This is a genomic window from Martelella sp. FOR1707, assembly GCF_053484265.1.
The window spans coordinates 1-25,677 of the sequence record NZ_JBAKFP010000010.1; the positions used below are offsets into that span (position 1 = coordinate 1).

Here is a 25,677-nt window from a genome sequence, read left to right on the forward strand (position 1 = left end):
CGCCACCCTCACTGCCCCTTTCGGGGCATCTCTCCCGCCAGCGGGAGAGAGTATTAGGAGCAAGCGGCGACGACCGAGAAAATTCCGATGCATCGAACCGGGAGCCGGCAGTCGTGCTGGCCGGCGATGTATTCTACGACCCTGAAACAGCCGATCAGACACTCGCCAGCCTCAATGCGCTGGCCGAAACGGGCGCGGACATCCTGATCGGCGATCCCTTCCGGGCCCATCTGCCGCAACAGCACCTCACCCTCATCGCACGATACAACGTCGCCGATTTCGCCTCGGGCGGAAAACCCGTGACAGCCGGCGTCTTCAGGCTGCGGCGAGCTTCGACAGCTTGCTCATGATCACCGCCGCCTGGCCCAAACGCTTGTCGGGCGTTGGCAGGTCGCGGTTGAAATAGATGCTGTGGTCGGGGCGGATCTTGGCCGAAACGCTGTTTTCGCCGATGAACTGCACGAGACCCGCCGGGTTCGGGAATTCGCGGTTGCGGAACTGCACCACGATCCCCTTCGGCCCGGCATCCAGCTTTTCGACATTGGCGATGCGGCACAGCGACTTGATGAAGACGATCTTCAAGAGCGACTGCACCTCTTCCGGCATCGGCCCGAAGCGGTCGATCAGCTCCGCGCCGAAGCCGTCGATATCGGTCGCGTCGGTCAGTTCGCCAAGCCTGCGATAAAGCCCCATGCGCAGGTTGAGGTCCGGCACATAGCTTTCCGGGATCATCACCGACGTGCCAAGCGCGATCTGCGGCGACCAGTCGGAGCCGCCGGCATCCTCGTCGCCCTTGGCCTCGGCCACCGCCTCTTCCAGCATCTGCTGATAGAGCTCAAACCCGACTTCCTTGATATGGCCGGACTGCTCCTCGCCGAGCAGGTTGCCGGCGCCGCGAATATCGAGGTCGTGACTTGCGAGCTGGAAACCCGCGCCGAGCGTGTCGAGCGACTGCAGCACCTTCAGCCTGCGATCGGCGGTATCGGTAAGCCGCTTGTTGACCGGCAGCGTGAACACCGCGAAGGCGCGCGTCTTGGAGCGCCCGACGCGGCCGCGCAGCTGGTAGAGCTGGGCCAGGCCGAACATATCGGCGCGGTGGACGATCAGCGTGTTCGCGGTCGGCACGTCGAGGCCGGATTCCACGATCGTGGTCGACAGCAGCACGTCGTATTTGCCGTCGTAGAAGGCGTTCATGATGTCTTCGAGCTGGCCGGCCGCCATCTGGCCGTGGGCGACCGCCACCTTCAGCTCCGGCACTTCTGCCTGCAGAAAGGCCTGAACTTCCTCCAGATCGGAAAGGCGCGGACAGACATAGAAGCTCTGGCCGCCGCGGAAATGCTCGCGCATCAGCGTCTCGCGGATCACCAGCGGATCGAACGGCGAGATGAAGGTGCGCACCGCCATGCGGTCGACCGGCGGGGTGGTGATCAGCGAGAGTTCGCGAACACCGGTCATGGCAAGCTGCAGCGTGCGCGGGATCGGCGTTGCCGACAGCGTCAGCACATGCACGTCGCTCTTCAGCTCCTTCAGCCGCTCCTTGTGCTTGACGCCGAAATGCTGCTCCTCGTCGATGATCAGCAGGCCCAGATTGGCAAACTTGATCGCGGTGCCAAGCAGCGCGTGGGTGCCGATCACGACATCAAGCTTGCCGTCAGCAAGGTCCTTCTTGGTCTGCGCCAACTCTTTGGCGGGCACCAGGCGCGAGGCCTGCGCCACCTTGATCGGCAGGCCGCGGAACCGCTCGGCAAAGGTCTTGTAATGCTGGCGCGCCAGAAGCGTTGTCGGCACCACGACGGCGACCTGAACCCCGTTCATGGCCGCAAGGAAAGCGGCGCGCAGGGCTACTTCCGTCTTGCCGAAGCCGACATCGCCGCAGATCAGCCGGTCCATCGGCCGGCCAAGGCCGAGATCGCCGCGCACCGATTCGATGGCGTTGAACTGGTCCTCGGTTTCCTCGTAGGGGAAGCGGGCGGCGAACTCGTCGTAAAGCCCCTCGGCCGCCTGCAACACGGGTGCTGAACGGGTGGCGCGCTTGGCGGCAATCGCGATCAGCTCGTCGGCCATGTCGAGCAGGCGCTTCTTCAGCCGCGCCTTCTTGGCCTGCCACGCCCCGCCGCCGAGCCGGTCGAGCGGCGCTTCGGCGGCATCCGACCCGTAGCGCGACAACAGCTCGATATTTTCGACCGGCAGGAACAGCTTGGCGTCGTCGGCATATTGCAGTTCCAGACAATCGCGCGGTGCGCCTGCCGCTTCGATCGTCCTCAGCCCGATGAAGCGGCCGATGCCGTGCTCGGCGTGAACCACCAGCGAGCCCTCATCAAGCCCGGAAACCTCGGAGATGAAATCGCTCGCCTTGCGGCGACGGCGGTTCTTGCGGATCAGACGATCGCCGAGAATATCCTGCTCGCCGATGACAAAAAGGTTGCCAGTCTCGAACCCGCCTTCAAGGCTCATCACCGCGCTGGCGGCTTCGCCCTTGCCAAGCTTAGCGACCTCGGCCAACGCGCCGATCGGCTTGATCTTCTCAAGCCCGTGCTCCTTCAGCACCTGCAGCAGCCGGTCGAGCGAGCCTTCCGACCAGCCGGTGATCAACACCTTGCCGCCGCCGGCGCGCTTGTCTGCGATATGGCGCACCGCCTGTTCGAACACGTTGACGCGGGCGTCGTCATCGCGCGCCTTGGCCTCGGTCGCCCAGCGCGGGCCGGCATGGGCCTCGATCGCGATCACCGGCTTGCCGACGCTGGAGGCCTCGTTGAAGGGCGAAAGCCGGATGGAGCCGATGGCATCAAGCCCCGCCGAAAACGCCTTGTCGTCGAGATAGAGCGTATCCGGCGGCACCGGCTTGTAGGGCGCGCCGCCGCGCCCCTCGCCCATATTGGCGCGCCGGGCCTGATAATAATCCTCGATCAGCGCCGCGCGCTCTGCGGCGGCCTCGCGGGCGGTGTGATCGACAACCACGCTGAACCCGTCGAGATAGTCGAACATGGTTTCCAGCCGCTCGTAAAACAGCGGCATCCAGTGTTCCATGCCGGCATAGCGTCGGCCTTCCGAGACCGCCTGATAGAGCGCATCGTCGCGGGTGGCAGCGCCGAACATGGAGAGGTAATTCTTGCGGAACCGCGCGATATTGTCGTCGCCGAGCGTCACTTCGCTCATGGCGTTGAGATCAAGCGACTTGACCGTGCCGGTGGTGCGCTGGCTTGCAGCGTCGAAGGCGCGGATGGTTTCCAGCGTGTCGCCGAAGAAATCGAGCCGCACGCCGTTGTCCGCGCCCGGCACGAACACGTCGAGAATGCCGCCGCGCACCGCATATTCGCCAACGGCGCGAACGGTGGGCACGCGCTCGAAACCGGCATCGGCGAGACGATGGACAATTGCATCCATATCGATCACCTGGCCAGCGCGGGCGGAAAAGCCGAGCGAGGCCACGATCTCGCGCGGGGGCAGCTTCTGCAGCATCGCGTTGACGGTGACGAGGATGATTGCCGGATGCGGCTTCTTGGCATGGGCCACAAGGCCGGCAAGCGCAGACAACCTGCGCGCCTCAGTATCGGCGCCGGGCGAGACCCGGTCATAGGGCAGGCAATCCCAGGCCGGCAGCGTGAGAACCGGGATATCCGGAGCAACGAAGCCGAGCATCTGCTCGAAATCGGCAATCCGCTGGCCGTCAGACAGGACATAGGCGACCGATTGCCCGGCGCGCGCCATTTCGGCCAGCACCAGCGGTTCCGTGCCCGGCACGGCATTGGCGATGGTGACCGCGCCGGTCAGGCTTTCGAGTTTCTTCGGGTTGAATCCGGAAATCATGGTCGGGCCGCGCCTCAGGCGTTCTTTTCCACCGGATCGAAGTCCGGCCGATAGGCGGCGATGCTCTCAAACAGGGGCATGCGCAGATGTTCCGGCACGGGCGAAGCGCCGTTGATCCAGGCGATCAGGTCGTTGTCCTCCTCGGCCATGATCGTCTCGAACTTGTCGAGCGTCGCGTTGTCCATGTCGGCGATATTATCCTCGGCATATTGCCCGAGGATCAGGTCCATCTCGCGAATGCCGCGGTGCCACGCGCGAAACAGCATGCGCCGCCGCCGCGGGTCAAGGTCGGCGCTGGTGCGCTTCAAACCGGTCATTTCGATACCTTCTCTGTTGATTGGCCTCTATAGCGGCTCGTTTCGCGCTTGTCAGCCTTGCCAAAGCCTCTCAGCGGGTTCATTTCAAAAATATGCGACCTGCTTTGCTCGATCCCCTGTTCGCGCCCGCGTCCTCGCTTGCGGGGATCGGGCCCAAACTTGCCAAGCTGCTGATGAAGCTGACCGGCAGCGAGGACGAGGCCCGCGTCATCGATCTCGTGTTTCACGCGCCGACTTCGGTGATCGACCGTCGGCTGAAGCCGGGCGTCGCGCATCTGCCCGAAGGCGCGATTGTGACGGTGGAAGGCCGCATCGACCGCCACCAGCCGGCCCCTTCCCGTTCCAACACGCCCTATCGCGTCTATCTGCATGACGAGACCGGCGAGCTGACGCTGACCTTCTTTCACGCCAGGGCCGACTGGCTGGAAAAGCAGTTGCCGGTCGGCGAGATGGTTGTGGTGAGCGGCCGCGCGGAATGGTTCAACGGTCGCCCTACAATGGTGCATCCCGATTATATCGTGCCGGCAGAAAAGGCAGATACGCTGCCGGCGGTGGAACCGGTTTATCCGCTGACGGCGGGGCTTTCCGCCAAGATCCTGCGGCGGTCGATCGAGGCGGCGCTTGAACGCATTCCTGTCTTTCCCGAATGGATCGATCCCGCAATCGTTGCAAAACAGGGCTTTCCGACGACCGGCGAGGCGCTTGCCGCCCTCCACACCCCGCGCGATGAAACAGATATCGAACCGCAGGCGCCGGCGCGCCGCAGGCTTGCCTATGACGAGTTTCTGGCGGGCCAGCTTTCGCTGTCGCTGGTCAGAAGCCGGATGCGCAAGGCCAGGGGCCGGCCGGTGCGGGCAACGGGCGCGCTCTCGGACAAGGTGCGCGCCGCCCTGCCCTTCGCGCTGACCGCCGGACAGGAACAGGCGGTGACGGCGATCCTCGACGACATGTCGAAGGAGACCCGGATGCTGCGCATGCTGCAGGGCGATGTCGGCTCCGGCAAGACCATTGTCGGTCTGCTTGCGATGCTGGCCGTGGTCGAGGATGGCGGTCAGGCGGTGCTGATGGCCCCGACCGAAATCCTGGCGCGCCAGCATTATGAGGGCATCGTGGCCCTCGCCGAAAAGGCCGACGTGACCGTCAGCCTGCTGACCGGCAAGACCAGGGCGCGCGAGCGCAAGGAGATCGAGGCGCAGATCGCCAGCGGCGAGGCAAGGATCGTGATCGGCACCCACGCATTGTTTCAGGACAATGTCAGCTATCACGACCTCCGGCTCGCCATTGTCGACGAGCAGCACCGTTTCGGCGTCCACCAGCGTCTGCGGCTGACGGCCAAGGGCATGGCGCCGCATCTTCTGGTGATGTCGGCAACGCCGATACCCCGCACGCTGGTGCTTGCCGCCTTCGGCGACATGGATGTCTCCAACCTCACCGAGAAGCCGGCCGGGCGAAAGCCGATCCAGACCGTCACGATCCCGCTGGAACGGATCGGCGATGTCGTCGGCAGGTTGCGCGATGCGCTCGGCCAAGGAAAAAAATCCTACTGGATCTGCCCGCTGGTCGAGGAATCGGAAGCCGTCGAGCTGATGTCGGCCGAGGAACGCTACGAAACACTGGCAAAGGCGCTCGGGCCGGAAAAGGTCGGCCTGATTCATGGCCGAATGTCATCGGCCGACAAGGATGCGGCGATGGAGGCGTTCAGGACGGGCGAAACCCGCCTTCTGGTCGCCACCACGGTGGTGGAAGTTGGCGTCGACGTTCCGGATGCCTCGATCATCGTGATCGAACATGCCGAGCGCTTCGGCCTTGCCCAGCTTCACCAGTTGCGCGGGCGCGTCGGCCGCGGTGACGAGGCCTCCTCCTGCATCCTGCTTTACAAGGGGCCGCTTTCGGAAATGGGCCACGCCCGGCTTTCGGTGCTGCGCGAAAGCAATGACGGCTTCCGCATCGCCGAGGAGGATCTGAAGCTGCGCGGCGAAGGCGAGCTGCTCGGCACCCGCCAGTCCGGCATTCCCGGCTTCCGCTTCGCAAGCCTCGAGGCCCACGGCGACATCCTCGCCACCGCCCGCAAGGATGCCGGCTATATCGTCAGCAAGGACCCTGAACTCAAGAGCGAACGCGGCACGGCGCTCAGAACCCTGCTCTACCTGTTCCGCCGCGACGAGGCGATCCGCTATCTGAATGCGGGGTAGCGTGGCCGACGGTTTGTTTACCTGAGACGCCATAGCCCCCCTCTCCGACGGCACTCTCCCCTATCAGGCGTCACCCTCGGACTTGATCCGAGGGTCCAGGCGGCGTGCTCCGTGTTGCCTGGATGTTCGTGTCAAGCACGAGCATGGCTCATCAGAGGGTGGCAGTTCAGCAAAATACAGCGACCGCCACAACGGCTTCTCGGGGAGCGTTGAACAGGGCGGGCGAACGGGGCCGGACACCCTACTCCGCCGCATCCCGCCGTTCGCCGGCATCCGCCGGAGCATCGGGGTCGCCGCCTTCGGTCTTGGCGTCGAGGTCGGGGAAGGCGACGACGCGTTTGCCGCCGGGCTCGGTGTGGAGCACGATCAGGCCCTGCTCCTCGAACCAGTCGAGGAAGCGCCGGGCGCGTCGGGCGGAATGGGTGCCATAGGCGCGCGCGATCGTGGCATCGGAGGGGCACGGCTCGCCGGAGAGTGCGGCCTTGGCCAGCATCAGGAACACGCCCTGCAGATCATCAGTGACATGCGGCGTCAGCGACAGCGCCATCTGCCATCCCTCGCTTTCGGCCATCGCGTCATCGACGCCGGAACGGGCGACCGCAAGCCGGCGGCGGAAATCGGACATGGAAAGCGGCGCGCCGGAAATCCGCTTCATACGACCACGCATCAGGAAATCCTGGTAAAGCTCTGAATCCGAACGGAAAGCCGACTCCTTTCCATCCGCGATCTCGGCCAGCGTCATTGTGATCCAGTCCTCCCGCTCCTCGTCGCTCATCGCGCTCGCGCGTGGGCCGCGCGGCTCCGGCGCGGCGTCGGCGGACTGGGAAAGCTGGTCGATGATATCGACGGTCGGGCGCGGACGCGGCGTCACACGGCGCGGCGCGCTTGCCTGCCGGGCAAGGTCCTCCGGATCGGGCGTGAAGATCAGATCGTCGACATCCTCCGGCTTGTCCGGCAGCGGCATCAGCTTGGGGCTGGAGGACCGCGCAGAGGTTTCCACGGGCCCGATGACCACCTTCAGCGGGCGGCGCGACATCGCGGGGCCGAGCGCTACGAAATTGCCGCGCTTCAGATCGCGGAACTGTTCGGCCTGGCGGCGGTCCATGCCGAGCAGATCGGCCGCGCGCGCCATGTCGATATCGAGAAAGGTCCGGCCCATCAGAAAGTTGGAGGCCTCGGCGGCGACGTTCTTGGCAAGCTTGGCCAGCCGCTGGGTGGCGATCACGCCGGCAAGCCCGCGCTTTCTGCCCCGGCACATCAGGTTGGTCATGGCGCCGAGCGATTGTCGGCGCACCTCCTCGGCCACCTCGCCGCCGCCGGACGGCGCGAACATCTGGGCTTCGTCGACCACGGTCAGCACCGGATACCAGTGATCGCGATCGGCATCGAACAGCGCGTTGAGAAAGGTCGCGGCGGTGCGCATCTGGTCCTCGATCTCGAGGCCTTCCAGCGTCAGCACGCAGGAGACGCGGTGCTGGCGTATGCGGTTTGCGATCCCGATCAACTCGCCTTCCGAGCGTTCGCCGTCGACTACGACATGGCCGAAGGCATCCGAAAGCGTGACGAAATCGCCCTCGGGATCGATCACCACCTGCTGCACCCATTTGGCCGATTGCTCAAGCAGGCGGCGCAGAAGATGCGACTTGCCGGAGCCGGAATTGCCCTGCACCAGAAGCCGGGTCGCCAGCAGTTCCTCGATATCGAGACTGGCCACGTCACCGGTCGATGTCGTTCCCATATCGATGTCGACTTGCACTTCGCCTTCACCTTCGTTTCGGATGGATTTGTCGCGGACGCGTCGCAGATAAGCGGGGTCGCATAGCCTGCTATAGCAGGTCGGCGCCAGCGCGGTCGTGCGGCGGCGGGCGTTACCCACAGCTTTCCGCCTCAGGCGACGATGCGCAGCACCGACGGGTCGATCGCGAATGTGGCGGCAAAGCCGGCCTGCCCTTCCCGCGTCAGGGTCAGCGCCCGGCCATCCCGCGCCGGGCGCAGCCAGTGGCGCTCGCGGCAGCGCGCGAGCATGGCGGCGCCCAGCCAGCCGCCGATATGGTGGCGGCGCTCGCTCCAGTCGAGGCAGGTGCGGCAGAGCGCCCGCCGGCTTTTGCCGGCCTCTTCCAGCGATATGCCGAAATCGCAGAAAAACGCCCGGCCCTTGTCAGTCACCAGCCCCGCGGCTCCCTCGAATTCGAGATATCCCGCGCGTACCAGCGAATCGGTGATGCCGACCGCGATGGCGCCGGCCATGTGGTCGTAGCAGGTGCGCGCCACCCGCATCGCCTCGTCCTTCGGGCCAGTGGGGCGATAGCGGGCGGGACCGGCCGCCGAAAGCAGGCTCAGATGCTCCAGCGTCTCGGCGACATCGGCGGAGGCGAGGCGGAAATAGCGATGCCGGCCCTGTTTTTCGACCGCCACCAGCGCGCCATCGACAAGACGGGCCAGATGGCCGCTCGCGGTCTGCGGCGTAACACCGGCGACGCCGGCAAGCTCGCCGGCGGTCAACGCCTTGCCGCCAAGCAGCGCGGACAGCATGTTCGCCCGCGCGACATCGCCGATCAGGGCGGCGACGGAGGCGAGCGTGTTTGCGGAAACCGTGTTTGTCATGGGGCCAATCTAGCACCGGGGAAACGCACCGTCATCGCCGATAGCTTCGGCCAAGACCGAAACAAAGGGCGAGGCGGCGGCATAAATCTCCTCGAAAACGAGAGGATACCCCATGACCGACTCCGCCCCGGCCCGGAGCCCTGCCCGCTTCAGCGCCATCCGCCGCTCCGCCGGGATTATGCTCCACACCCTTTTCGTCCGCTGGCCGCAGCGGCGGCGTCAGCGGATGGATCTCCTTGAACTATCGGACGACCACCTGAGAGATATCGACGTCACGCCGGCGGAGGCCCGCAGGGAAGCCGGTCGGCCATTCTGGGACTGAGCGGCCGTGACGCCCTCAGTCTTTCGGCGGCTCGCGCTCGTGTTTTCCGGTCAGGAAGGCCGCGAAAGCCTTCAACGTCTCGTCGGAGACATGGTGTTCTATGCCCTCGGCGTCGAGTTCGGCCGCTTCCGCCGGCACGCCGAGGGCCAGCAGCAGATCGTGCACGATCCGGTGGCGTTGCCGCGCCTTTTCCGCCATCGCTTCGCCAGCCGGCGTCAGAAACACGCCGCGATAGGGCCGCGAGGTTGCGAGCCCCTCGCGCTTCAGCCGCGCCACCGCCTTGGTGGCCGTCGGGTGGGCGACCCCCATGGAACGGGCGATATCCGCGATCCGCGCCTCGCCGTGCTCGGCCATCAGGTCGCCGATCAGCTCTGTGTAGTCCTCCAGAAGTGCGCTGGCGCGCTCGGACCGCGCCTTTGAAAACCGGTCGGCGGCGTCGCAATCGGATGGTTTTTGATCGTCGCTCACCGGTCGCTCCCTGCAATACTGGATCAATCTGTAGCCGAGGGTAAATTATCGTCTGTACCTTGTATCCGGTGGTCGACGACAAGGCAAATCGCCATTGGCGGACGGCCTCGATCGCGCCATGATAACGACGATTGACAAAAATGTAGCCTAGGCTATATTTTTAATAATTCCAGACTATCCAACTTGCCTCGCCCCATGACCGACCTGAAGACCAAGCGCCGCTCGCTCACGGACAAGACCAATACGGCCATCGAACAGGCCCTCGCCTCCGGGCGGGTGCGGCCGAAATCGGCATTGCTGTTTGTCGGTCCGGCGGTGATCGCCGCAATCGCCTATGTCGATCCCGGCAATTACGCCACCAATATCCAGGCGGGCGCCGGCTATGGCTACACCCTGCTCTGGGTGGTGCTGTTCGCCAATCTGGTCGCCATGCTGTTTCAGGCGCTGTCGGCCAAGCTCGGCATCGTCACCGGGCGCAATCTCGCGGAAGTCTGCCGCGATGAATTTTCCAAACCGGTCGTGATCCTGCTCTGGATTGTCAGCGAGATCGCGGCGATGGCGACCGATCTTGCCGAGTTTCTCGGCGGGGCGATCGGGCTTGCCCTGCTGTTCAACATGCCGCTGATGGCGGGGATGGGCGTCACCGCGATCGTAACCTACGGCATTCTGCTGTTTGAACGGCGCGGGTTTCGGCCCATGGAACTGATCATCGGTTCCATGATCGGTGTGATCGGGCTTTGCTATGTCATCGAGCTCTTCATTGCCCCCGTCGCCTGGGGCGAGGCGGCAACGGGCCTTATCCGCCCGGACATTCCAGATGCCACGGCACTGGCGATTGCGGTCGGCATTATCGGCGCCACCGTCATGCCGCATGCCGTCTATCTCCATTCCGGCCTCACCCAGCATCGGGTCGCGGTCAAGAACGAAACCGAGCGCCGCCGGGTGCTGCGATTTTCCAATATCGAAGTGGTGGCGGCGCTTGCGGTGGCGGGCGTGGTCAACATGGCGATGGTGATGATGGCCGCGGGCGCATTTCATAAAGGCCACAGCGAGGTCGCCGAAATCGAGACCGCCTACCATATGCTGACGCCCCTGCTCGGCGGCGCTGCTGCGGCCGTCTTCCTGATCTCGCTGATCGCATCGGGCATCTCCAGCTCGGTCGTCGGCACCATGGCGGGGCAGATGATCATGCAGGGCTTTGTCGGCTTCCGGATCCCGATCTGGCTGCGCCGGCTGATCACCATGCTGCCGGCCTTTGTGGTCGTCGCCCTTGGCGTCAACGCCACCCAGGCGCTGGTCGTCAGCCAGATCATCCTGTCTATCGCGCTGCCGGTGCCGATGATTTCGCTGGTTATCTTCACCCGCAACCGCAAGATCATGGGCGAGTATGCCAATGGCCGGCTGATCGGCGCGCTCGCCATCCTCGCCGCGATCGCCGTGCTCAGCCTCAACTTCGTCCTGCTCGCCCAGACCTTCGGCGTGCCGATCCCGGGACTGGCGGCCGGGTGAAGCGCACCGGGCTAAAGCCCGTTGACCCACATTTTCAGCCTTGCGGCCTCGCGCGTCAGAAGCTCGGGGTTGCGGGCATTCTGCGCCAGCAGCGATGCGCCCTGGAGCGATGACTGCAATTGCAGCGCCAGCGCCGCGGCGTCATCGCCATGGCCCATTTCGGCAAACTGCTCCGCCATCCATTCCATTGGCGCGGCGAGCAACGGAAAGGCTTCCACTGCCGCCTTGTCGCCGGCCTTCAGAAGCTCCGCGCTCAGCATGCCCGTGGGGCTGCCTTTCAGCGCAATCTCGCCGGCCTCGCCGACGGTCTTGTTCACGAAGGCGACGAGACGGGCCTTGGGCGACGGCAATTCGGCCAGTTCCGCCTTCAGGCCTTCAAACTGACCCTTGTGGTGGTCGAGGATCGCGGTGGCAATGTCATCCTTCGTCTTGAAGTAATAATAGACATTGCCGAGCGGCACGCCGGATTCCTTCGCGATGTCGGCGATCGTCGTGCGGGTATAGCCCTGCCGGTAGGCAAGGTTCACCGCCGCCTCCACCAGCCGCTCGCGTTTTCCCATATCTTTCCTGGTCACGTGTCTTTCCTGCTCATTCCGGCCTCGTCCTGCGGCATCGATTCCGCTCAGACTTATATTAGCGCTCGACCCGCCTCCCAAGCCGACTGTGTTCCGATCGGCAACGGCTCTATTTGTGAGTTGTTTTAACTAACTCATATAAGTTGGTCAACTCACTAACGCATTGAAGCAAGTGGAGGCGGCCGCCCTCTCCCCCTACGCGGCGGGCTATCGCAATGGCTTGGCAACTTGCTCCCAATACTCTCTCCCGCTGGCGGGAAAAATGCCCCGAAAGGGGCAGTGAGGGTGAAGCAGCATCTCGTCTTTTGACGGCGTTAGCGTTGATATCCTCCCCCCTCACTGTCGCTCTCGCGACATCTCTCCCCTCCGGGGCGAGAAGAATGGGGGGCTATGCGAAAAAGCCCTAGGCGATAGCCCCGCCCTATCAGGCGCCATCTTCGGGATCGCCCCGAGGATCCAGGCAGCGTACGTCAGGTTCGGCGGTTGCGGTGGCTTACTCGCAGCAGCATGAGATGAAGCGCTCAGATAACGCAGCAGAGACGATCGGACGCTTGGGTCAAGCCCGAGCCTTGAAGCAGATGGAGAGAGCGATTGTCGAAAGACCGTTTTCCGTGTGGCCTGGATGCTCGTGTCGAGCACGAGCATGACCCCTCCTAGGGCGTCGAGTCAGCAAAACACCACTCCAGACAGGAGATACCGAGTCACACAGGAGCCGTATTGACCCGAGTTGCCGTCGTTCACCCCGCCCGGCGCGCGGCGATCTTGAGGCCGAAGCCCTGCATCAGCCGCACGGTTTCCGGACGCAGGTTCGCCCCGGTGAAGATCACAAAATCATGGTTGGGGCCGCCATCGGCGGCGGCTGTCGATGGCCCCAGCACGCGCTTTGCCTGCATGGCGATCGCCTCGGCCGGGTTCAGCCAGTCCACCGGCCAGGGGGCGAGCTTGCGGAAGCGGTTGGCAAGGAAGGGATAATGCGTGCAGGCCAGCACCACGATATCGGTGCGCCTGCCCTCCTCCTCCACGAAACACGGCGCGATTTCCGCCCAGAGCGCCGAATCCGCAACGGCAATGCCGCAGATATAGTCTTCCGCGAGCGCCGCCAGATAACGCGAGCCGACGAGGCGTGCGTGGCAATGGCTGGCGAAACTTTCGATCAGCCCCTTGGTGTAGTCGCGCTTCACCGTCACGGGCGTTGCCAGAACGGAGATCAGGCCGGTGGCTGTGCGTTCGGCGGCCGGCTTGATGGCGGGCACGGTGCCCACGAAATCGGTTTCGGGGAAGCGCTCGCGCAATGCCGCGCCGGCAAGCGTGAAGGCCGTGTTGCAGGCGATGATCACGCAGGCCGGGCGGATTTCCTCCAGCAACTGCCCGAAGAGCCGCAGCAGATGCTCGAGCAGCGCCTCCTCCTTCCAGTCGCCATAGGGAAAGGCGGCGTTATCGGCGATATAGACGAAGCGGCGTTCCGGCATCAGCATCCGGGCCTCGCGCAGCACGGTCAGCCCGCCAATGCCGGAATCGAAAATGAGAACCGGGCCGTCATCGCTCATCGCCGCCATCCTGGCCGCGCGGGTTCTTGCGGGTATAGCGATCGAGCGCGGAAATCACCCCGCGCACCACATGAATTTCCTGCGCGCTCATCGCCCTGCGGGTAAAGACTGCTCTTAGATTGTCGATCATTTTGGGCTTTTTGTCGGCGGGGCGGAAATATCCGCGCGCATCGAGCGCCTCTTCGAGATGGGAAAACAGGCCAAATAGGTTTTCCTTGGTGGCGGGCGTCTGCTCGAGCGCCTGAAACGGCGTCGCGCTTTCATCCGCCATGCCGGATTTCATCCACTCATAGGACATCAGCAGCACAGCCTGGGCGATGTTGAGCGAGGCGAAGGCGGGGTTCACCGGGAAGGTGACGATCTCATCGGCGAGCGCCACCTCCTCGTTCTTCAACCCCCAGCGCTCGCGCCCGAAAAGGATACCTGAACGCTCCCCTGCCCTGTGGCGGGCGCGCAGCGTATCGGCGGCAACCGTCGGCCCGCGCACCGGCTTGAAGCCGTCGCGGCTACGGGCGGTGGTGGCATAGACGAAGTTGAGATCGGCGATCGCGTCCTCCAGCCGCTCGAACACCTCTACGCCATCGATCACATGATCGGCCTTCGAGGCGGCGGAGCGCGCGCTGTCGCTCGGCCAGCCGTCGCGCGGCTCGACGAGGCGTAGTTCGGCGAGACCGAAATTCGCCATGGCGCGGGCCACCATGCCGATATTCTCGCCGAGTTGCGGATTGACCAGAATGATCACGGGGCCTTCCGCCAGAAGCGGACGCTCGCTGTTCGTGCCTGCCATATGCTATCTGCCTTCATCTATCGTTCGGCTTATCGCTCCCGCCGCCGCCGAATGCAAGAAAAACGCGGCAAACACCCAAGCCTGTCCCGCCCCGGCCTTGGCGCGCGCCGTTGGCCGCGCTATTGCTCCAACATGTCAAACGTCGCCGATCCGCTTTCCATCCTCAAATCCGTCTATGGCTATACGGCCTTTCGCGGCAAGCAGCAGGCTGTTGTCGAACAGGTGGTGGCTGGCGGCGATGCCGTGGTCCTGTTTCCCACGGGCGCTGGCAAATCGCTCTGCTATCAGGTGCCCGCACTTTGCCGCCCGGGCGTGGCGCTGGTGGTATCGCCGCTGATTGCACTGATGCGCGACCAAGTGGAGGCACTGAAACAGCTCGGCGTTCGCGCGGGGGCGCTGAACTCGACGCTTTCGCGCGAGGAATATGGCGCGATCCGCCGGGGGCTCGACAATGGCGAGCTCGACCTTCTCTACGTGACGCCGGAGCGGATGGCGACGGCTGGTTTCCGCGAGATGATGGCGCATGTGAAGATCGCGCTGATCGCGATCGACGAAGCGCACTGCGTTTCCCAATGGGGTCATGATTTTCGCCCGGAATACCGTTCGCTCGATGCGCTGAAGGACATTTTTCCCGGCGTGCCGCGCATGGCGCTGACGGCGACCGCCGATCCGCATACCCGCGACGATATCATCGAGCGGCTGTCGCTGCAGGAGGCGGAAGTCTTCACCACGTCCTTCGACCGCCCGAACATCACCTACGAGATCATCGAGCGCGATCAGCCGCGCCGGCAATTGCTGGATTTCCTCACCCGCCACAAGGGCGACAGCGGCATTGTCTATTGCCTGTCGCGCGCCAAGGTGGAGGAGACCGCCGAATGGCTGAACGGCCAGGGCGTCCGCGCGCTCCCCTATCACGCCGGCATGGACCGCGCGCTACGCGACGCCAATCAGGATGCTTTCCTGAAGGAAGAGGAGCTCTGCCTCGTCGCCACCGTTGCGTTCGGCATGGGCATCGACAAACCGAATGTGCGTTATGTCGCCCATCTCGATCTGCCGGGCTCGGTCGAGGCCTATTATCAGGAGACCGGCCGCGCGGGGCGTGATGGCCTGCCGTCGGAGGCCTGGATGGTCTACGGCATGGCCGATGTCGTGCAGCGCGGACGGATGATCGACAACGGCAACGCGGTCGACGAGATCAAGCGGGTCGAACGCGCCAAGCTCAATGCGCTGCTCGGCATCTGCGAGACCTCGGGCTGCCGCAGGCAGGCGATTCTGGCCCATTTCGGCGAAGCCCATCCCGGCGGCTGCGGCAATTGCGATACCTGCCTGAAGCCGGTCGAGACCTGGGACGGCACGGATGCCGCGATCAAGGCGATGGCCGCGATCTACCGCACCGGCGAACGCTTCGGCGCCGGCCACCTGATCGACGTCCTGACCGGCAAGGAAACCGAGCGGACCGAACGCTTCGGACACACGCAGATGCCGGTCTTCGGCGCGGGCAGCGACCTGCCGGTCAAGACCTGGCAGTCGGTCTACCGGCAATTGCTCGCGGCCGGCCTGATCACGGTCGACCACGAGGCCTATGGCGCGCTGAAGCTGATGCCGGAGGCCCGCGCGGTGTTTCGCAAGGAAAGGGCCGTGCGCTTTCGCAAGGACCGCCCCACGCGCGGCGGCTCCCCAGGGTCATCGAAGCGCAGCAGCGAAAAGCGCGCCGCCGTGCCCGAGCAGGATAGCGCCTTGTTCGAGGCCCTGCGCGCAACCCGAACGGCGCTTGCCAAGGAAGGCGGCGTGCCGCCGTATGTCATCTTCCCCGACACCACGCTGATTGCACTCGCCGCCGAACGCCCGGACACGCCGGAGGCCATGCTTGCGGTCTCGGGCGTCGGCCAGACCAAGCTGCAGCGCTACGGCGAGGAGTTTCTCGCGGTGATCCGCGCGCATGGCTGAAGGGCGCTAATCCGGCAGGGTCATATGTCCGTCTTCGTCGAGGGGCGAGAACGGATTGAAGGCGACCTCCCACAAATGGCCGTCCGGGTCCGCGAAATAGCCGCTATAGCCGCCCCAGAATACCTTTTCCGCCGGCTTGACGATACGCGCGCCGCAGCTTTCAGCGAAGACAAGCGCCTCGTCTACTTCGCTTTCGGAGCTGACATTATAGGCAAGCGTCACGCCTGAAAAAGACGGCGGATCGTCCGGGATGCCCTCCAGACCGGCATCCTCGGCCAGAGCCTTTCGCCCGAAAAGACCAAGCGCGATGCCGTTGAGCCCGAAGAAGCTGACGGTTTCCTGCGACGCGGATGATTTCTTCCAGCCCAGCCGCTCGTAAAACGCCGTCGCCGCCGCGATATCCGCGACGCCAAGTGTGATCAGGCTGACCCTGCGGTTAAATGCCATGTGTATTGCCTCCGATTTTGTTCTTTATATGTTCTTATGTTTATCGTCAGATGTAAAGAGCTTGATCGCGCGCTAAGGTGATGCATGGAAGCCTTCTGATACGCGGTTCTGCGGCCGCCCTTCGCGCGATATTCTGTCGTCGCCCCCCTCACACGCCGCGCGTCACCCTCGGGCTTGACCCGAGGGTCCAGGCGACGTTCTCCGTATGGCCTGGATGCTCGGGTCAAGCCCGAGCATGACTCATTGGTAGATTGGCGGCTTTCATCACACAACAAAATGCGGTATTATTATACCGTAATTTTAAACCTTTGATTTTATTGACATAAATCATATAGACGCCACTCTTTCACTCTTGACCAATTTCAGCCTTGGCTCTATACAACCGCCAACATATCCGGCCAGTCCGAATATGCCATCAGGCTTGGGCTTCACCCCAAGCAAAGCAACAAGAAACGTCCACCCTTCGGGGCTGGATCAAAATCGAGAGCAACAAGAATGGTTACCTTCTCCCAGAAGCCCGCAGAGGTGGAAAAGAAGTGGATCGTGATCGATGCCGAAGGGCTCGTCCTCGGCCGTCTCGCCACCCTCGTCGCCATGCGCCTGCGCGGCAAGCACAAAGCCACTTTCACCCCGCATGTTGACGACGGCGACAACGTCATCGTCATCAATGCCGAAAAAGTCGCCATGACCGGCAAGAAGTACACGGACAAGATGTACTACTGGCACACCGGTTACCCCGGCGGCATCAAGGAACGCACTGCGCGCCAGATCATCGAGGGCCGTTTCCCGGAACGCGTCATCGAAAAGGCTGTCGAGCGCATGATTCCGCGCGGTCCGCTTGGCCGTCGCCAGATGAAGAACCTGCGCGTCTATGCAGGCACCAACCACCCCCATGAAGCCCAGCAGCCCGAAGTGCTCGACGTTGCCAAGCTCAACAAGAAGAATGTGAGGAGCGCATAATGGCCGATCTGTCCGATCTGAAGACGCTTGGCGACGCTGCGACCGCTGAAGCAACCCCCGCCGCTCCGGTTCACGAGCGCAAGGTCGACGACCTTGGCCGCGCCTATGCCACCGGCAAGCGCAAGGACGCCGTCGCCCGCGTTTGGGTGAAGGCCGGCACTGGCAAGATCACCGTCAATGGCAAGGATTTCTCCGAATATTTTGGTCGTCCGGTGCTGCAGATGGTTCTCCAGCAGCCGATCGTCGCCGCTGCCCGTGATGGCCAGTTCGACATCGTCGCAACGGTAACCGGCGGCGGCCTTTCCGGCCAGGCCGGTGCTGTTCGCCACGGCATCTCCAAGGCGCTGACCTATTTCGAGCCGGAACTGCGTTCGGTTCTCAAGCGCGGCGGCTTCCTGACCCGCGACAGCCGCGTCGTCGAGCGCAAGAAGTACGGCCGCGCGAAAGCCCGCCGTTCGTTCCAGTTCTCCAAGCGCTAATCGCTGGGTTTTCGATACCCGTTCGAAAGGGCCGCCACTGTGCGGCCCTTTTCTGTTTGCCGGCAATGCCCAAGGCCGCCCCCCGCTCTTCGCGCGCTTTGCGAGACCTCTGGCGGCAACGGCACCCGACCCGACCATCCTTGCGCAACCCTGTCGTGTGGACTTACACTCGGTCCTGGAACAAACAGGACCGCGACGCATGAGAATCGTCGTATTCTTTTTCTTGCGCTGCTTCGGGTTCGGGCTCTTTGCGCTGCCGGCCTTATCGACACTTGTCCATATCCCGAGCGAGCTTCTGTTATGGCTGACCGGGCTAAACTTCGCGGCTTCTGCTGGCCTTTTGGCGTCAGCCTGCAATGCCCGCTATTACGGCGATGTCGTTTACGTCCTCTATGACAGACACAAGACTCTGGCAGCCGCGAACGGGACGATCCACTGGCTTGAACTGCCGGCCGATATCGGATCCTCATCGACTCCCTTCCGGTTCCTGTCCTCGCAAGTTCCTCATATCGACGAGATGGGGCACGGGGACCAGATGAGAATGTATCGCACGCCGATTTTCGGCTATCTCTGGTGGGAACACGCACTGCCCTTCCCGATCGCCGCAGAACAAATGACGGCCTGACCGAACGTTTCCAGCCAGAGCGGCACTTATAATGGACGCCGCCGGATTTCTTGCATTCCGCCCTATCGACCTTCTGCCCTGCCCGGATTATCTATAATTCCATGACCAAGTCCGAACCCATCACCGCTCGCATCAGCCGCGCCTTGGCGGAGCGCATCGTCTCCGGCGAGATCGCGGCCGGCGCGCCGCTCAGGCAGGATCATATCGCCGAGGAGTTCGGCGCAAGCCACGTGCCGGTGCGCGAGGCGTTTCGCCGGCTTGAGGCGCAGGGGCTGGTGGAAAGTCAGCCGCGCCGGGGCGTGCGCGTGGCCGGCTTCAGCATGGAGGAGGTGCGCGAGATCGCCGAGATGCGCTCGGCGCTCGAAGTGCTGGCGCTCCGCAATGCCGCGCCTCACCTCACCAGCGCCATTCTCGATGAAGCCGAGGACGCCACCCGCGCCGGCGATCAGGCCCGCGATGTGCATGCCTGGGAAGAGGCGAACCGCCGCTTCCACCGGCTGATCCTCGCTCCCTGCGGCATGCCACGGCTGATGCGCAGCATCGATGACCTTCACACAGCAAGTGCGCGCTTCCTGTTTTCCGGCTGGCGCGCGGAATGGGACACGCCAACCGATCGCGACCATCGCGCCATCCTCTTGGCATTGCGCCGCGGCGATATAGAAGCTGCAGCCCTTCTGCTCGGCCGCCACGTGCAGTGGATCGGGCAGAAGCCCGCCAGAATGCAGGTCACCCGTACCCCCGGTTGAAGCCCTACGCGCTTTGTCACATCAAGGGTCCGGCGCCCTGGATCACTCCCCGATCTTCGCCGCTTTCCACAGCAGCCGCGCTTCAGAAAAGCGCGGGGCTTGCCTTGTGCGACGTTATGTGGATTCCTTTAGAGATAGATTCTACAAATTATCTATAATTTAAAAGGAACATCCCATGCGACTATCCAATCCCGCCCTCCTGCCCGTTTTCAGCCCGCTCGCCCCGCAAGACCGCAGCCTCGCCTGGAAGGCGGCGGCGGTGTTTCTGGGAAGCCTATTCCTAGCGTTGTCCTCCTATATCGAAGTGCCGATGGTTCCGGTTCCGGTGACGATGCAGACCTTCGCGGTCACGCTGGTCGGCGCGCTTTACGGCTGGCGGCTCGGCGGGCTCACCATCGTCGCATGGCTAATCGAGGGCGCTCTCGGCCTGCCGGTTCTGGCTGGCGGCGCTGCGGGCTTTGCCCACTTCATGGGTCCAACCGGCGGCTATCTGTTCGCCTTCCCGATCGCCGGCATGGTCGCGGGCTTTCTGGCCGAGCGCGGCTGGAACGGCCATCGCGTCGGCCTCGCCTTCCTCGCCATGCTTGCCGGCAATGCGCTCTGCCTGCTGCTCGGCGCTGCCTGGCTTTCGCTGATGATCGGCGTCGGCGCCGCGTTCACGGCGGGCGTCCTGCCCTTCCTGATCGGCGCCGTGCTGAAATCGGCGCTCGCCGCCGGCCTGCTGAAGGCGCTTGTCCGCGGGCCGAAGCGCGCCGGCTGATGACGGTGAGGCTGCGCCCGCACCATCTGCTCTGCATGCTCACCTATGCGGGCAAGGGCTACAGCCCCGCCTTCACGGCCAACATGACGGTGGTTGTAGAACGGATTGCGGGCGGCGAGCCGATCGAAATCGTCTCGGGCCCGGACGATATCTGCGCCCCGCTGCTTTCGGAACCCGATCCGCATTGCCACCGCGAAAGCGTGACCGCGCGCGACAAGAGGGCTGCCGCAGCGGTCGAGCGACGGTTCGGCAACGGGCTGTCCGATCCCATTGTCCTTGAGAAACACGATATCGAAGCTCTGAGGCAGGCATTCGCACGCGGCGATATCCGATCGGCCTGTCGCGGCTGCGAATGGCAGGCGCTTTGCACCGATATTGCCGGCGATGGCTTTGTCGGCACGCGGCTTTGACCGACAGCCTGAGACGAGCTGCCTTTTTGAGAGGCGGAGCCTGTGGCCCCGCCTCTCTCATTGTGTCCAGCGGGGATTACTCGCCGCCGAATTCGGCCTTGAACTCCTCGAAGTCGATCTGCATGCCGTTCAGCACCGTCGACCAGTGCCGGGTAAGCGCCGCCTGCGCGACCGCCTCGGCAATTTCCTGCTGGCTCGCGCCGAGCTGCTTTGCCGCAACGCTGTCGACCCAGACGCAGTAACGGCACGGGATCTGGGCCGCCACCGCGATATTGATCAGCGACTTGGTTTTCGCCGAAAGCGCGGTGTTTTCGTTGACCTCGATATCCCGCGTCAGCGCCCAGGCCGCGGCAATGCCGTGCTTGGGATAGACCTTCATGAAGGTCGGCACCACGCCGTAGGTTTTGAGAATCTCGTCATAGACGGCTTCGACATCGGGCGCGCCCGCCGCGCTCGCACCATCTGCGACCTGCACGTCCGTGGCCGACTCGGCGCTGGCGACAAGGACTTCGGCATCGGCCGGGCCCCGGACCCGTTCGGCTGACGCCGAAGAGGCAGCGATCATCACGACGCCCGCCGCAAGGGCGGACAAAAGGTAGTTTTTCATAGTCTCATTCCTGAACTGGTTTCGGGTAGCCCCAGGCAAACCTGCGGGGGCGACGCCGCGATGCGACGTTGGCTCGGTTTGTCCCCGATTTCGCCTCGCCAACCTAGTGAACCCGTGGTTCGGACGAAGAAGAAATGAAATTACTATTTAATATCAGATAGGTGGACGACGGTACCTCAAACACAGGACGGGAATGCGCACCGGCAGAACTCCGCCCACTTGACCGTCGGTACAGTCTCAAGCCTCGAAAAGAAGCTTGATATAGGTTCTGAGCTGCAACACCTGCTTGCCGAGCACTGAAGGGTCGCGGAGCGCCTTCGACATGATGATGCCGCCCTCCACCGTGTTGTTGACCATGTCGGCAAGCGCATCGAGGTCGACGGGCTCGCGCGGCGGATGACGTTCCGCGATCTCCTCCAGATAGGCGCGAAACCGGGCACGCCAGGTGAGCAGCGCCTCGGTGTAAAGGTCGCGGACATCGCGGTCGAACAGTCTCTCATTGTAGCAATAGGTGGCGACAAGGCAGCCGGGGTGGCCGTTGGGCAGGTCGTCCATCAGTTCGGCGAGCAGTTTCAGCCCGATCAGGAAGGCGTGCAGCGGGTCTTCATGCAATTCCCGCGCGCGGCCGAATATGCCGTCCAACAGGTCTTCTTCGCGTTCGAGATAGCGCACAAGAAGGGCGCGGGCGAGCGCATTCTTGTCGGGAAAATGATAGAAGAAGCCGCCCTTGGTAATCCCGGCCTCGGTGATCAGTTCCTCGATGGAGGTCGCACCGAACCCCTTGGCCAGGACCGCCGCTTCGGCGATGTCCATCAGCCGCGACCGCATGTCTGTTGCCTTCGCCATGCATTCCCCGCCAGCTCTTCACTGTACCACAAGTACACTTCTAAACGCGGGATCGTTCCGTCACAAGACTGCCGGAAACACCGAGACAGAAGGAATGATCATGTTGACCGCAACCGATACGCTCCGGCCGGCCCGGCCGGATGATGCCGCAGCCATGGCGTCGCTTATCAACATCGCCGGCGAAGGCCTGCCCGTCTATTTCTGGAAAATGATAGCCCCGGATGCCGACCCCTTCGCCACCGGGCGCGCCCGCGCCATGCGGGATGAGGGCGGGTTTTCATGGACCAACGCCCATGTCATCGAGGCCGATGGCAGCGCCCGGGCCTTGCTGATCACCTATCCGATCAGCGACGCGCCGGAACCCGTTGACCCGGCCAACACGCCGCCGGTCTTCCTCCCGCTGGAGGAGCTGGAAAGCCTTGCGCCTGGCAGCCTCTACGTCAACGTTCTGGCCACCGAGGCCGGATACCGCAAGCGCGGCTTTGGCTCGCGGCTTCTCGAACAGGCGATTGCGCTTGCGGGGAACCGGTCGATGAGCATCATCGTGTCAGACGCCAACGAAAATGCGATGCGGCTATACGAGGCCCACGGCTTCGCGCCGGCCGCCTCCCGGCCAATCGTCAAGGCCGACGGCTGGGCATGCGACGGTAAGAACTGGGTCCTGATGTTGCGCTGAGATACGGCGCGCGGTCACCGCGCGCCGTTTGCCGAAAGCCCTCACCCGGCTTCGGTCACCCGCGAGAGCGCCACGGCAAGCTGCTCGCGCTGCTGCTTCAGTTCCTCAAAGCGCTCCCGCTCCGTGGCCACCACTTCCGGATCGGCATTGGCGACGAATTTCTCGTTGCTGAGCTTCTTCTGGCTGCGCTCGATATCCGCGTCGACCTTGCCGATCGCCTTTGTCAGGCGCGCGGTTTCAGCCGCCACATCGATAAGGCTGCCAAGCGGAATGCAGGCTGTCGCCTCGCCGATGATGACCTGGGCCGAGCCCTTGGGCGCATCCTTCTCGAAATCAAGCGAATCGATGCGGGCGAGCCGCTCCAGCGCCGGATAATGGCGGGCGGTGCGTTCGCGGGTCGTTGAATTGGCGCCAACAAGGATCAGCGGCGCCTTCGCCGCCGGCGGCACATTCACTTCCGCCCGCGCAGAACGGATGCCGGAGATCAGATCGACAAGCCAGTTAATCTCGTCGGCCGCCTCTTCATCCCGGAAGCCCGGCTCGTGCCAGTCGGCGTGGCAGCAGAGCCCCTCGCCGCCGATATGGTTCCACAACTCTTCGGTCATGAACGGCATGAACGGGTGCAGGAGCTTGTAGGTCTCGACCAGAACATAGGCAACGCAATGCTGCGCCTCGGCTTTCGCGGCCTCGTCCTCGCCCATGAACACCGGCTTCAGGAGTTCCAGATACCAGTCGCAGAGCTCGTGCCAGACGAAACGGTAGAGCGCATCGGCCGCCTCGTTGAAGCGGAAGCTCTCGATCGCCGTGGTCACGTCCTCGGTGGTCTTCGAAAGCTCGGTCAGGATCCAGCGATTGATGGTCTGGGTCGCGCCGGAGGGGCGGAACGAACCGTCGAGCTTCATGCCGTTCATCTCGGCAAAGCGCGTGGCGTTCCAGAGCTTGGTGCCGAAATTGCGGTAGCCGGCGATGCGGCTCTCGTCGAGCTTCACGTCCCTGCCCTGCGCGGCCATGATCGCCAGCGTGAACCGCAGCGCGTCGGCGCCGTATTCCTCGATCAGGTTGAGCGGATCGATGACGTTGCCCTTCGACTTCGACATCTTCTGACCGTTCTTGTCGCGCACCAGGGCATGGACATAAACAGTGTGGAAGGGTTCGACCGGCTTGCCGTCCTCATCCTTCATGAAGTGGAGCCCGGCCATCATCATGCGGGCAACCCAGAAGAAGATGATGTCGAAACCGGTGACGAGAACGCTGGTCGGATAATAGCGGGCCAGCTCGTCCGTTTCCTCGGGCCAGCCGAGCGTCGAGAACGGCCAGAGCGCGGAGGAGAACCAGGTATCGAGCACGTCCTCGTCACGGGTCAGGATATTGCCCGGCTCGTAGTTTTCGAGCTGCTCCTCCACCCAGGCCTTCCACGGCCCCTCATGGGCGATGTAATGCTGGATCGCGGCGTCGAGCGCCTCTTCCTCGGTCTTCTCGACGAAGACCTGTCCGTCCGGTCCGTACCAGGCCGGGATCTGGTGGCCCCACCAGAGCTGGCGCGAGATGCACCACGGCTCGATGTTCTCCATCCAGTCGAAATAGGTCTTTTCCCAGTTCTTCGGCACGAAATTGGTGCGGCCCTCGCGCACCGACTCGATCGCCGGCTTGGCAAGTTCCTTGGCGTCGGCAAACCATTGGTCGGTCAGCATCGGCTCGATGACGACGCCCGAGCGGTCGCCAAAGGGCTGCATGATCTTCTTGTTCTCGACGAAGGGGATGTCATTGCCCTCCTCGTCCTTCACGGTGACGGCAAGACCCTCGGCATTGATCGCTTCGACGATGCGCTTGCGGGCGGCATAGCGGTCGAGGCCGCGATATTCATCGGGCACGAGGTTGATGTCGTCGACCTCGGCTTCGGTCGGCAGCTCGCCGGATTTCGCGATCTTCATCGCCTGCTCGGCGCAGACGGCATAGGGCTCGCCATCGTCGCGCAGCGCCGCCTTGGTGTCCATCAGCCGGTAAAGCGGAATGTGGTTGCGGCGGGCGACCTGATAGTCGTTGAAATCATGCGCGCCGGTGATCTTGACCGCGCCGGAGCCGAAATCCTTGTCCGGATATTCGTCGGTGATGATCGGGATCAGACGGCGATGCTCTTTCGGACCAACCGGAATTTCGCAAAATTTTCCGACGATTGGCGCATACCGCTCATCCGATGGATGAACCGCGACAGCGCCATCGCCGAGCATGGTTTCCGGGCGCGTGGTCGCGATCGAGATGTAATCGCGCTCCTCCTCCAGGATGACGTTGCCGTCCGCGTCCTTCTCGACATAGGTATAGGTCTCGCCGCCGGCCAGCGGATATTTGAAATGCCACATATGGCCGTCGACTTCGCGGTTCTCGACCTCGAGATCGGAAATCGCGGTTTCGAATTCCGGATCCCAGTTGACCAGCCGCTTGCCGCGATAGATCAGGCCGTGCTTGTAGAGCGAGACGAACACCTCGCGCACGGCCTCGGACAGCCCTTCATCCATGGTGAAGCGTTCGCGTGACCAGTCGCAGGAGGCGCCGAGGCGCTTGAGCTGGTTGATGATCTGGCCGCCGGACTCTTCCTTCCACTCCCAGACCTTGTCGACGAAAGCGTCGCGGCCCATCTCGCGGCGGCCGGGGAGCTGGCGTTCCATGAGCTGGCGCTCGACGACCATCTGGGTGGCGATGCCGGCATGGTCCATGCCGGGCTGCCACAGCGTGTCCTTGCCGCGCATCCGCTCGAAGCGGACCATGATGTCCTGCAGCGTGTTGTTGAGCGCGTGACCCATATGCAGCGAGCCGGTCACGTTCGGCGGCGGGATCACGATCGAGAAGCTCTCCCTGCCCGGCTTTGCGTTGGCTCCGGCGCGGAAGGCATCGGCCTGTTCCCACCGGGTGGCAATCCTGGGTTCGACGCTTTTCGCGTCATACGTCTTCTCAAGCATGTCTTCGCCAATTCCTGCTGATACCAAAACCGGGCGAAACACATATAGCGCGCCTGCGTCCGGATTAAACGGCGGCGGGTTGCCGCGGCTTT

23 protein-coding genes and 1 pseudogene are annotated in these 25,677 nt (G+C 63.6%); 12 read left to right on the top strand and 12 right to left on the bottom strand.

Features of this window, described 5'->3' with window-relative positions:
• Window positions 1–350: pseudogene (locus tag V6765_RS22130) on the top strand (hypothetical protein); the annotation flags it as partial.
• Here V6765_RS22130 and mfd read toward each other — a convergent pair.
• Together mfd and V6765_RS22140 are read right to left on the bottom strand one after the other, a co-directional pair.
• A complete protein-coding gene (gene mfd / locus V6765_RS22135) occupies window positions 316–3,807 on the bottom strand; it encodes a transcription-repair coupling factor (protein ID WP_448432781.1) in 3,492 nt (1,163 codons plus the stop codon). The pseudogene V6765_RS22130 and the gene mfd overlap by 35 nt on opposite strands.
• A gap of 14 nt (window positions 3,808–3,821) precedes the next feature.
• Entirely contained in the window at window positions 3,822–4,124 is a 303-nt protein-coding gene (locus V6765_RS22140; RefSeq protein ID WP_448432782.1) for an FAD assembly factor SdhE, read from the bottom strand.
• A gap of 92 nt (window positions 4,125–4,216) precedes the next feature.
• Here V6765_RS22140 and recG point away from each other — a divergent pair, with 92 nt between their 5' ends.
• On the top strand, window positions 4,217–6,316 hold the full coding sequence (gene recG, locus V6765_RS22145) for an ATP-dependent DNA helicase RecG (RefSeq protein WP_448432783.1): 2,100 nt from the start codon (window positions 4,217–4,219) through the stop codon (window positions 6,314–6,316).
• Between the two features lie 241 nt (window positions 6,317–6,557).
• Here the strand turns inward: recG and V6765_RS22150 are convergent, their stop codons facing one another.
• Together V6765_RS22150 and V6765_RS22155 are read right to left on the bottom strand one after the other, a co-directional pair.
• Window positions 6,558–8,072: a helicase HerA domain-containing protein gene (locus V6765_RS22150; protein WP_448432784.1), complete on the bottom strand. Its 1,515-nt coding sequence runs from the start codon at window positions 8,070–8,072 to the stop codon at window positions 6,558–6,560.
• A 131-nt stretch (window positions 8,073–8,203) separates the two neighbouring features.
• On the bottom strand, window positions 8,204–8,920 hold the full coding sequence (locus V6765_RS22155; protein ID WP_448432785.1) for an ArsR/SmtB family transcription factor: 717 nt from the start codon (window positions 8,918–8,920) through the stop codon (window positions 8,204–8,206).
• 112 nt (window positions 8,921–9,032) lie between these two features.
• On the opposite strand from V6765_RS22155, the gene V6765_RS22160 reads away from it, so the two are divergent.
• Window positions 9,033–9,242, top strand: coding sequence for a DUF1127 domain-containing protein (locus tag V6765_RS22160; RefSeq protein WP_448432786.1), 210 nt, complete (start codon window positions 9,033–9,035; stop codon window positions 9,240–9,242).
• 15 nt (window positions 9,243–9,257) lie between these two features.
• Here the strand turns inward: V6765_RS22160 and mntR are convergent, their stop codons facing one another.
• Window positions 9,258–9,710, bottom strand: a complete 453-nt coding sequence (gene mntR, locus V6765_RS22165; protein ID WP_448432787.1) for a manganese-binding transcriptional regulator MntR — start codon at window positions 9,708–9,710, stop codon at window positions 9,258–9,260.
• Between the two features lie 195 nt (window positions 9,711–9,905).
• Between mntR and V6765_RS22170 the strand changes: the two genes are divergently transcribed.
• Window positions 9,906–11,219, top strand: a complete 1,314-nt coding sequence (locus V6765_RS22170; protein ID WP_448432788.1) for an Nramp family divalent metal transporter — start codon at window positions 9,906–9,908, stop codon at window positions 11,217–11,219.
• 11 nt (window positions 11,220–11,230) lie between these two features.
• Here V6765_RS22170 and V6765_RS22175 read toward each other — a convergent pair whose 3' ends face one another.
• The 3 genes from V6765_RS22175 to V6765_RS22185 all read right to left on the bottom strand — a co-directional run bounded on the left by V6765_RS22175 (window position 11,231) and on the right by V6765_RS22185 (window position 14,128).
• Window positions 11,231–11,794, bottom strand: coding sequence for a TetR/AcrR family transcriptional regulator (locus V6765_RS22175; RefSeq protein ID WP_448432789.1), 564 nt, complete (start codon window positions 11,792–11,794; stop codon window positions 11,231–11,233).
• Between the two features lie 737 nt (window positions 11,795–12,531).
• Window positions 12,532–13,350, bottom strand: a complete 819-nt coding sequence (murI, locus tag V6765_RS22180; protein ID WP_448432790.1) for a glutamate racemase — start codon at window positions 13,348–13,350, stop codon at window positions 12,532–12,534.
• Window positions 13,331–14,128 (bottom strand): RNA methyltransferase, encoded by a 798-nt coding sequence (locus tag V6765_RS22185; RefSeq protein ID WP_448432791.1) that lies wholly within the window; start codon window positions 14,126–14,128, stop codon window positions 13,331–13,333. Before V6765_RS22185 ends, murI begins: the two co-directional genes overlap by 20 nt.
• Before the next feature lie 132 nt (window positions 14,129–14,260).
• Here V6765_RS22185 and recQ point away from each other — a divergent pair, with 132 nt between their 5' ends.
• Window positions 14,261–16,075: a DNA helicase RecQ gene (gene recQ, locus V6765_RS22190; protein WP_448432792.1), complete on the top strand. Its 1,815-nt coding sequence runs from the start codon at window positions 14,261–14,263 to the stop codon at window positions 16,073–16,075.
• A gap of 6 nt (window positions 16,076–16,081) precedes the next feature.
• Here recQ and V6765_RS22195 read toward each other — a convergent pair whose 3' ends face one another.
• The gene (locus V6765_RS22195) at window positions 16,082–16,522 is read right to left on the bottom strand and encodes a VOC family protein (protein ID WP_448432793.1); all 441 of its coding nucleotides are present in this window, start codon (window positions 16,520–16,522) and stop codon (window positions 16,082–16,084) included.
• Between the two features lie 495 nt (window positions 16,523–17,017).
• Here V6765_RS22195 and rplM point away from each other — a divergent pair, with 495 nt between their 5' ends.
• The 6 genes from rplM (at window position 17,018) to V6765_RS22225 (ending at window position 20,502) form a co-directional block, all read left to right on the top strand.
• Window positions 17,018–17,482 (top strand): 50S ribosomal protein L13, encoded by a 465-nt coding sequence (rplM, locus tag V6765_RS22200; protein ID WP_174801068.1) that lies wholly within the window; start codon window positions 17,018–17,020, stop codon window positions 17,480–17,482.
• Window positions 17,482–17,961 (top strand): 30S ribosomal protein S9, encoded by a 480-nt coding sequence (gene rpsI / locus V6765_RS22205; RefSeq protein ID WP_448432794.1) that lies wholly within the window; start codon window positions 17,482–17,484, stop codon window positions 17,959–17,961. Before rplM ends, rpsI begins: the two co-directional genes overlap by 1 nt.
• 199 nt (window positions 17,962–18,160) lie before the next feature.
• Window positions 18,161–18,586 carry a hypothetical protein gene (locus V6765_RS22210; RefSeq protein ID WP_448432795.1) on the top strand — a complete coding sequence of 142 codons (426 nt, stop codon included), beginning with the start codon at window positions 18,161–18,163 and terminating at the stop codon, window positions 18,584–18,586.
• A 101-nt stretch (window positions 18,587–18,687) separates the two neighbouring features.
• A complete protein-coding gene (locus V6765_RS22215) occupies window positions 18,688–19,332 on the top strand; it encodes a GntR family transcriptional regulator (protein ID WP_448432796.1) in 645 nt (214 codons plus the stop codon).
• 175 nt (window positions 19,333–19,507) lie between these two features.
• Entirely contained in the window at window positions 19,508–20,092 is a 585-nt protein-coding gene (locus V6765_RS22220; protein WP_448432797.1) for a biotin transporter BioY, read from the top strand.
• Entirely contained in the window at window positions 20,092–20,502 is a 411-nt protein-coding gene (locus tag V6765_RS22225; protein ID WP_448432798.1) for a DUF1284 domain-containing protein, read from the top strand. The genes V6765_RS22220 and V6765_RS22225 overlap by 1 nt, the downstream gene beginning before the upstream one ends.
• Before the next feature lie 76 nt (window positions 20,503–20,578).
• On the opposite strand, the gene V6765_RS22230 is transcribed toward V6765_RS22225, so the two are convergent.
• Together V6765_RS22230 and V6765_RS22235 are read right to left on the bottom strand one after the other, a co-directional pair.
• Window positions 20,579–21,109 carry a carboxymuconolactone decarboxylase family protein gene (locus V6765_RS22230; RefSeq protein ID WP_448432799.1) on the bottom strand — a complete coding sequence of 177 codons (531 nt, stop codon included), beginning with the start codon at window positions 21,107–21,109 and terminating at the stop codon, window positions 20,579–20,581.
• Window positions 21,110–21,346: 237 nt separating this feature from the next.
• The gene (locus tag V6765_RS22235) at window positions 21,347–21,955 is read right to left on the bottom strand and encodes a TetR/AcrR family transcriptional regulator (protein WP_448432800.1); all 609 of its coding nucleotides are present in this window, start codon (window positions 21,953–21,955) and stop codon (window positions 21,347–21,349) included.
• A 100-nt stretch (window positions 21,956–22,055) separates the two neighbouring features.
• Here V6765_RS22235 and V6765_RS22240 point away from each other — a divergent pair, with 100 nt between their 5' ends.
• Window positions 22,056–22,631, top strand: a complete 576-nt coding sequence (locus tag V6765_RS22240; RefSeq protein WP_448432801.1) for an N-acetyltransferase family protein — start codon at window positions 22,056–22,058, stop codon at window positions 22,629–22,631.
• A 41-nt stretch (window positions 22,632–22,672) separates the two neighbouring features.
• Here the strand turns inward: V6765_RS22240 and V6765_RS22245 are convergent, their stop codons facing one another.
• Window positions 22,673–25,585: a valine--tRNA ligase gene (locus tag V6765_RS22245; RefSeq protein WP_448432802.1), complete on the bottom strand. Its 2,913-nt coding sequence runs from the start codon at window positions 25,583–25,585 to the stop codon at window positions 22,673–22,675.
• Window positions 25,586–25,677: the final 92 nt, after the last annotated feature.